Below are 8,858 nucleotides of genomic sequence, written 5' to 3'. Positions count from 1 at the left end.
AATGCACAGGTTGGCGGAAAACAGATGGATCGGACGGGTATAGGAATTAATTATTCTTCTTTTCGTGTGCCCTCGTTTAAGGCATGTTTATCTTCTTTTTTGATTCGTTTTTTTACTTTATCCACATCTTCTGCCGGAGGAAGGGTTTCTGGTTTTACGCCTCTTTCCAGTAGTATTTTTCTGACCGCGGAATTATTATCTACATGTTCGTCAGTGATGTCGGGCTCTCCTTCCAGGTCTTTTTCCACCACGTTATGAGAAGTGAGCTCTGTTGCAAAGTCCTTGGCCTTGATGGTCAGGGTGGGTAAAAAATCAGCGAGGGGCCTGTTATCCGGCACCATCAATCGTTTCTTCATATCACGGGTATTGAATCCGCCGAATAAAGCCTGGTCTCCTTTGGAGCGGATGTTGGCGAATCCTTTTTCATCAACCCCTCTTTCATACAAGATGCTGGATAAGATTTTTTCAGATGTGGACAATTTTTCACGAGCGTTGATACGTTCGATATCCAACAACCGTTTTTCAATAATCTCCTGTTTACGGGTTTGCACAGCAAAATAAGTTTGAGCAAAGGCAATGGGGTCTTTTTGGGCATCTCCATTCTGGGCGATGAGATAACAGGCGTAACGGGTAAGGACCATATCCTGTAAGTTTCTTTTACCTCCCTTCGGAACATCGATCGTTTTCGTGACGTCACGAAAATGATCAGAAATAGCGACACCGCTGTTTTCACAAGCAATTTTTGCTTTTTCAATAACCTTAAAAAAGTTTTCCCATCTTAGATATCCAAGAATGGGTTGGAGCTCCCTGGCACTCCAGCATTCAACATCTTTGTGGTCGTAACGGGCTTGCTCAAATTGAGCAAACAGCGCTTCAATCAATTCTTTTTTCATGAAAAGAAAATGTTTAAAATCATTTCACAATATTGTGAAATGCAAAAGTAGGGGCAGTAAATATGGCTTTGGTTAACGAGGTTCAAACATGATCAAAAGGATATAAATCAGATCGTATCGGCATTAGCTAATTATCAGGGAGAGTCACTTCAGCACAGGCTTATTCCGTTCATTAAACCGATAAATGTAATACTCCAACTGCTCTCTTTTTTCTTTATCCGCCCGGAATTGGTCGAGTAATACACTGTCCTGGGGAAGAATGTATTTTTTCAGGTTATAGGCAGATAAATCCAGTATTTGCCCGGTGACCACATTCAGTACTTTTTTAAATATCACCGGGCTACTGATACTGTTTGTTGTCATATCGGCCTGGTTGAGATAATTACGGGAAGGTTGGATGCCATGCAGGGTATAAATGCAGTAATAGCCGGTTTCTTCTATCTTATTGAGCCCGTTGTCTCTGATGTAAATATTAAAGCCATCACAGAAGCCCCAATAGTTTTTCACTTTATGTTCCCGGCCGGCACCATCTCGGAGTACCAGTTCATTTCTATTAGCCAGCAGATAGATTTGTGCGGCGGAGCTGCGGTTTTTGATAACGAGGTCGCCTTCTTCAGAGGGGCTGTTATGTTGAAACTCTTCAAAGGTTTTATACAGGCCTTTTTTCAGTGGAGGGTTACCTGTAATGAACACCGCATGCTGAGGTTGCTGCGCCGTTGCTGCAAACGCCAGTAATAAAAAGCTCCAGAAGCATCCCCATTGTTTCATCATGAAACAAATGTATTGGGTTTACGAGGAGGTGATTAGCAGAAATAGCTGAACAGACTTATTTCTTCTGCTGAGATGGTAATTGTATCGCTGATTTTGTGGATAACTATTTTTTAGTGTCGGAGATCAACTTATTTTCCTGCATTTCAGCTATCAGGTTGCGGCTGATGCCTACAAATACTTTCTGTGCATCCTGTCTGATATCGGTTTGGAGCATACCACGCCAAACTGGTTCGCTATCCAGGTTTTCTCTGACCTGTAGCTCCACTTTTTCTAATAAACGGTCCTCAACACGATAGGGATAAGGATTTGCCGGTGCTGATATAACGCTACCGTCTGGCATTCGCATTGTTGAAGGAGGGGATTGATTGCTATAGACGATAGTTTGTTGTGTTGACCGGAGAGGAGTGATCATGAGGATGGCATCATACTTACCGGATAACACGCTTTTTTTAAGATTGTCGTTAATCACGGCATCCTCAGCACCCAGGTAGATATAATTATAGGAGATGGCATAGTCGGCCAGTTGCTTATCCAGTTCATAAATAATATCGTGAATAAATTTTCTGCTGGCCATAGAGCCGGAACCAACGATCAGCAAGGACTTATAATTCTTTGTAACTGTATTGGACTGGAGGGTTTCAATGTTTTTTGAACTTCTGTAATTCTTATGTGTTTGGGCCAGGATACTGCACGGCAATATCAACAACGATACTATAAGGGATAAATGCTTCATTGTACAGGGATGTAGATGTTAACAGCCCCGAAGATAGACAAAATTTAAAAAAATATAGGCCGGGTAAAAACCCGGCCCGGCTGAAGGTTACAACAAAATCTAAACCTGCTTATGAGAAAAAATTTAATTACAATGCCATGGCCTGTAAGGAATGGTCTTTACTTTCTAATTGGGAGCTACCCATCAGGAATTCATCCACTTTTCTCGCACACTCGCGCCCTTCGCTTATTGCCCATACCACCAGTGATTGTCCGCGGCGCATATCGCCGGCAGTAAACACTTTAGGAATGGACGTCAGGTAATCTTTTTCGGTAGCTTTTACGTTACCGCGTTCATCTTTTTCTACTTCCAGCTGATCCAGCAAGCCGGTATGCTGCGGATGTACGAAGCCCATCGCCAGGAGCGCCAGTTCGCAAGGTACATCTCTTTCAGATCCAGGGATTTCAGTGAATTTGGCTGGTCTGCCATCAGCACTGGCGGTCCATTGGAGGTCTACCAGGCGTAAGGCTTTCAGGTTACCGTTCTCATCTCCTATAAAGGATTTGGTAGCGATGGCCCATTTACGGTCGGCTCCTTCTTCATGAGAAGAGGAAGTTTTTAATATCATTGGATAAGTAGGCCAGGGCATATACGGAGTGCGCTCGCCCGGCGGTTTTGGAAGCAGCTCCAGTTGTGTAATACTGGCAGCACCATGACGGTTGCTGGTACCTACGCAGTCGGAACCGGTATCTCCACCACCAATGACAATTACATTCTTTCCGGTTGCCCAGATGTCGTTGCCATCTACTGTTTTATCGCTGACTCTTTTGTTCTGTTGTTTCAGGAAGTCCATGGCATAATGGATGCCTTTCAGTTCACGGCCGGCAATTGGCAGGTCGCGGGGAATAGTGGATCCGCCGGCGAGTACAATGGCGTTGTATTCTCTCAACAGGTCATTGGTACTAACGTTTACGCCTACATTGGCGTTGCATTGGAATACTACTCCTTCTTCTTCCATCAGCTTCACCCGACGGTCAATCACCCATTTTTCCAGCTTGAAGTCCGGAATACCATAGCGTAAAAGTCCGCCTGGCGCATCATCCCGTTCAAAAACGGTAACGGTATGGCCGGCATAGTTTAATTGTGCTGCTGCCGCCAGACCCGCAGGACCGGAGCCAATAACAGCAATCTTTTTGCCGGTACGTACGCGGGGCGCTTTGGCCTGTACTAATCCTTTATCGAAAGCAACTTCAATAATATGTCTTTCTATTTCTTCAATAGCTACCGGTGGCTGGTTAATACCCAGTACACAAGCGCTTTCGCAGGGCGCCGGACAAATACGTCCGGTAAACTCCGGGAAATTATTGGTAGAAGTAAGAATATCGTACGCTTCTTTCCAGTCCTGGCGATACACGGAGTCATTGAATTCCGGTATCACATTTCCCAGCGGGCATCCGCTGTGGCAGAAAGGCACGCCGCAGTTCATGCAGCGGGCGGCCTGCTGATTTAGCTTGTTATCAGGAAAGCGTTCTACAAATTCATTATAGTGGCCAACCCTTTCCCGGGGGTCTGCTTTCCCGGGCAGCTCGCGTGTAAATTCCAGGAATCCTGTAGGTTTACCCATAATTTTCCTCCACAAGTCCCTTACCTGCAAGGGATATTTTGATGATGAATGTTATTGTTTCTTTTAGTGACCTACCTTCTGGCCTTGCGCGATGCCTGCTTTCAACACCGCCTTGTATTCTTTCGGGAATACTTTCACGAAATGACGCAGTTGGTTTTCCCAATCTTTCAGGATAAACTTCGCTACCGTACTGTTCGTGTAGGCATGGTGTTTAGTAATCAGGTCCTGCAGCAATGCGATATCTTCCTGTGCCAGCGGATCGAGGTCGATCATTTCGCGGTTACAGTGATTAGCAAAAGTGCCTTTCACATCGTATACGTAAGCAATACCACCACTCATACCTGCACCAAAGTTGCGACCGGTTTCACCCAGGATCACTGCTTTACCATTGGTCATGTATTCGCAGCCGTGATCGCCCACCCCTTCTACTACTACGGTAGCACCGGAATTACGTACGCAGAAACGTTCACCTGCTTTACCCCGGATGTAGGCTTCCCCGGAAGTAGCTCCGTAGAAACAAACATTGCCCGCAATAATATTTTCTTCTGCCTTGAATCCTGCTTCTCCTTGTGGATAAAGGATCAGTTTGGAGCCAGACAAGCCCTTACCGAAGTAGTCATTGGCTTCTCCTTCCAGTTCCAGTGTTACACCTTTCGTAGTGAAAGCGCCGAAGCTCTGGCCTGCAGATCCAACAAATTTGAAGTGCAGCGTATCTTCCGGTAATCCTTCGCTCTTATAGCGTTTGGATATTTCGTTAGACAGGATAGTACCTACGGTACGATCTGTATTTTTTACTGTGTATTGCTGATATACCCTGACTTTCTTCTCCAGCGCAGGCTGTGCGGCTTTCAGCAGCTGCCAGTCAATTACTTCGCTGATGCCGTGATCCTGTTCTTCCTGTTTGTACAGACCGGTTTCACCAGCAGGCGCTTCATTGAATAATATCGGCGACAGATCCAGTTTTTGTGATTTCCAGTTAGTGATGTTATCACGTACCTGTAAGCAGCCTACCTGACCCACCATTTCGTTCACCGTACGGAAGCCCAGTTCTGCCATGATTTCGCGGAGTTCTTCCACGAGATAGGTAAACAGGTTTACTACGTGCTGCGGATCTCCGGTGAAGCGTTTGCGCAGTTCCGGATCCTGGGTAGCTACCCCAACAGGGCAGGTATTTACATGGCATTTACGCATCATGATACAACCCTCTACTACCAGTGCAGCGGTGGCCACCCCCCATTCTTCAGCACCTAACAGTGTAGCAATGGCAATGTCACGGCCTGTTTTCAGCTGACCATCTGTTTGCAGTACAACACGGGTACGGAGTTTATTTTTAACGAGTGTTTGATGTGTTTCCGCCAAACCAAGTTCCCATGGCAAGCCGGCGTGTTTGATAGAGCTTTCCGGAGAAGCACCGGTACCGCCGTCAAATCCGGATACCAATACTACATCGGCATGTGCTTTCGCCACACCTGCGGCAATGGTACCTACACCTGCTTTAGATACCAGTTTTACACTGATACGGGCAGCGCGGTTGGCATTTTTCAGATCATAGATCAGTTGCGCCAGATCCTCGATAGAATAGATATCGTGGTGAGGTGGCGGTGAAATCAGACCTACACCAGGGGTGGAGTGTCTTGTTTTCGCGATCCATTCATCTACTTTATGACCAGGTAATTGTCCACCTTCACCGGGTTTAGCTCCCTGTGCCATCTTAATCTGCAGTTCATCCGCATTGGTCAGGTAGTAGCTGGTAACCCCAAAACGGGCGCTGGCAACCTGTTTGATGGCAGAGCGCATGGAATCGCCGTTAGGCAGTTCTGTATAGCGCATTTCATCTTCCCCACCCTCACCGGTATTACTTTTGGCACCGATGCGGTTCATCGCAATGGCCAGTGTGGAGTGTGCCTCATGAGAGATAGAGCCAAAGCTCATAGCACCGGTAGCAAAACGCTTGAAGATGCTGGTAGCTGGTTCTACTTCATCAATAGAAATAGATGGACGGTTAGGCTTAAATGAAAACAGGCTACGTAAGGTGGCTGCTTTTTCACTTTGGTCATTTACCGCTTTGGAATATTTCTTGAAAGCAGCGTAATCACCCATACGGGTCGACAACTGCAGATAGTGAATAGTAGTAGGGTTAAAGAGATGGAATTCTCCTTTACGTTTCCACTGGTATACACCACCTTCTGTTAAGCGCTGAATAGGCGTCTCTTTGCGGCCATAACCCATCCAGTGTTTTGCCAGTGTTTCACGGGCAATATCATCCAGGCCTAATCCCTGGATACGGGAAACTGCGCCGGTGAAATATTTATCAACAGTTTGCTGATTGATACCGAGTATTTCAAAAATTTGCGCGCCCTGGTATGATTGCAGGGTAGAAATGCCCATTTTGGAGAATACTTTCAGGAGTCCATCGCAGATGGCTTTGATATAGTTCTTTTTCAGCTTGTCTACATCGTGGGTAGTATCCAGTTTGTTGTTCAGCTTCATATCACGTATGGTGCTGAGTGCCAGGTACGGGTTGATAGCAGTTACGCCAAATCCGAGCAGGCAGGCAAAGTGATGTACTTCCCAAACGTCGCCGGCTTCTACAATCAGTCCTACCTGTCCACGATAACCCTTGCGGATCAGGTGGTGGTGAACCGCAGAAGCAGCGAGTATAGACGGAATGGCAGCGTGTTCAGAGTCGATAGCGCGGTCAGACAGAATGATTACTTCAAAACCATCTTCCACCGCATCTACTGCATAACGGCAAAGGCGGGCCAATCCTTTTTCCAGAGAGCCGGGCTTGCCGTCTGCTTTGAAGTAGGTATGCAGTGTTTTGGCCTGGAATATACCGGTATCGATACTACGAATTTTTTCCAGCTCATGGTTGTTGAGGATAGGATGACGCAGTGCCAGTCCATGACAGTGCAACGGATCCTCATTCAACAGGTTGCCATTGTTGCCAACAAAGGTAGCCAGGGACATCACCAATCTTTCCCGGATAGGATCAATAGGTGGATTGGTTACCTGTGCAAACAGTTGTTTGAAATAGTTACACAGATGTTGAGGCTGGTTGCTCAGTACGGCCAGTGGGGTATCGGTGCCCATGGAGCCAACTGGTTCTTTACCATCAATGGCCATTGGGGCAATGATGTGATCCAGGTCTTCTGTACTGTAGCCAAATGCGCGTTGGTATTTAAAGATCTGCTCATGTTCCAGGTGAGAAAAAGTAACTCTTGGTTCTGGCAGTTCTTCCAGGCGGATTTTATATTTATTCAGCCACTCGCCATAAGGTTGCTGAGAGCAGATTTGTTGTTTCAGCTCTTCATCACCAATGATACGGCCCTGTTCCATGTCTACAATAAACATTTTACCAGGCTGCAGGCGGCCTTTTTCTTTAACATTTTTTGGATCTATCGGTAATACACCCGCTTCAGAAGCCATGATTACACGATCGTCTTTTGTTACCACGAAGCGACTCGGACGAAGTCCGTTACGATCCAGGGTAGCACCAATGATTTTGCCATCGGTGAAAGAAATAGAAGCAGGACCATCCCATGGCTCCATCAGAGAAGCATGGTATTCGTAGAATGCTTTCTTTTCTTCTCCCATATCTTCGTTACCATCCCAGGCTTCCGGTACCAGCATCATCATAACATGTGGTAAGGAACGACCGGTCATGGTAAGGAGTTCAATCACGTTATCCAGGCTGGCGGAATCGGACTGACCTTCTTCTACAATAGGAAGGAGCATTTCCATTTCCTCTGTAGTGAAGTATTTAGACACAAAGTCTCTTTCACCGGCGCGGAGCCAGTTGAGGTTGCCTTTGAGTGTATTGATTTCACCGTTGTGCGCAATATAGCGGTACGGGTGTGCCAATCTCCAGCTGGGGAAAGTGTTGGTAGCAAAACGCGAGTGGATGAGCGCAAAGGCGGATACCATTTTCTCATCACTCAGGTCGGTATAATAATGACGTACCTGGTAGGTCGTCAATTGACCTTTATATACAATTGTTTTATAAGAGAGAGACGCAATATAGAACAGTGACTTTTCTTTCGGCACTGTATTGCGTACTGTTTTGGAAACGTAGTTACGGAGCACAAATAATTTGCGCTCAAAAACTTCCGGGTCGCTGATATGATAAGGACAGGCAATAAATACCTGTTCAATTTCCGGTTCTACAGAAAGGGCGGTTTCACCGATGCCGTCAGGGCGTACAGGAACTTTACGGTAGCCCAGGATTTCCAGGCCCAATTTCTCTGCGCTGCGTTGGAGTATCTCACGACACTCTTCGCGCCAGCGTGGTTCTTTCGGAAAGAAGACCATGCCTACACCATATTTCCCGAATTCCGGCAGGCGAATACCCAATTTCAGGCATTCATCGTACAGAAATTCGTGGGGCGTTTGAAACAATATTCCTGCACCATCTCCCGTGTTTTGCTCACAACCGCAGGCTCCGCGGTGTTCCATGTTTTCAAGCATGGTTAAGGCATCACGAATAATATGGTGGGATTTACGACCCTTGATATGGGCGGTAAAACCTGTTCCGCAGGCGTCATGTTCAAATTCCGGACGGTATAAACCTTGCGTTTGCTTCACTTCATCCATTTGGTTTAGATTTTTTGCTTTGGCACACACTCTCCCTCTGACTTGCGCCGTGGGTGATGGTGTACGATATAATTCGGGAACGGTTTAAAGATACTAAAGGAACGCGGTATTTTTTATATAAACTTTTGTTAGGCGGTTAAAATTTAGAAAAAAATAAAAAGATGGTATTCTTTGTTAGAATATTTAAAAAAATGAAAGATCAATCAGGACAAATTGGGGCCACTTAAAGGCAGAGAACGCTATGTTTTGTATTATTCTTTTATTC

5 protein-coding genes are annotated in these 8,858 nt (G+C 46.0%); all 5 read right to left on the bottom strand.

The annotated features are described in order from the left end of the window. Positions 1-50: 50 nt before the first annotated feature. On the bottom strand, positions 51-893 hold the full coding sequence (gene dinD, locus J7623_RS00355; RefSeq protein WP_291915856.1) for a DNA damage-inducible protein D: 843 nt from the start codon (positions 891-893) through the stop codon (positions 51-53). A gap of 144 nt (positions 894-1,037) precedes the next feature. Continuing rightward, positions 1,038-1,664 carry a hypothetical protein gene (locus tag J7623_RS00350; protein WP_291915853.1) on the bottom strand — a complete coding sequence of 209 codons (627 nt, stop codon included), beginning with the start codon at positions 1,662-1,664 and terminating at the stop codon, positions 1,038-1,040. A gap of 103 nt (positions 1,665-1,767) precedes the next feature. Continuing rightward, positions 1,768-2,397 carry a hypothetical protein gene (locus J7623_RS00345; RefSeq protein ID WP_291915851.1) on the bottom strand — a complete coding sequence of 210 codons (630 nt, stop codon included), beginning with the start codon at positions 2,395-2,397 and terminating at the stop codon, positions 1,768-1,770. Between the two features lie 127 nt (positions 2,398-2,524). Beyond that, positions 2,525-4,000, bottom strand: coding sequence for a glutamate synthase subunit beta (locus tag J7623_RS00340; protein WP_291915848.1), 1,476 nt, complete (start codon positions 3,998-4,000; stop codon positions 2,525-2,527). A gap of 63 nt (positions 4,001-4,063) precedes the next feature. Continuing rightward, a complete protein-coding gene (gene gltB, locus J7623_RS00335) occupies positions 4,064-8,593 on the bottom strand; it encodes a glutamate synthase large subunit (protein WP_291915846.1) in 4,530 nt (1,509 codons plus the stop codon). Between the last annotated feature and the right edge of the window lie 265 nt (positions 8,594-8,858).

The organism is Chitinophaga sp., from assembly GCF_017745275.1.
Taxonomy (GTDB): domain Bacteria; phylum Bacteroidota; class Bacteroidia; order Chitinophagales; family Chitinophagaceae; genus Chitinophaga.
This window is presented reverse-complemented; position numbering and strand designations above follow the sequence as displayed.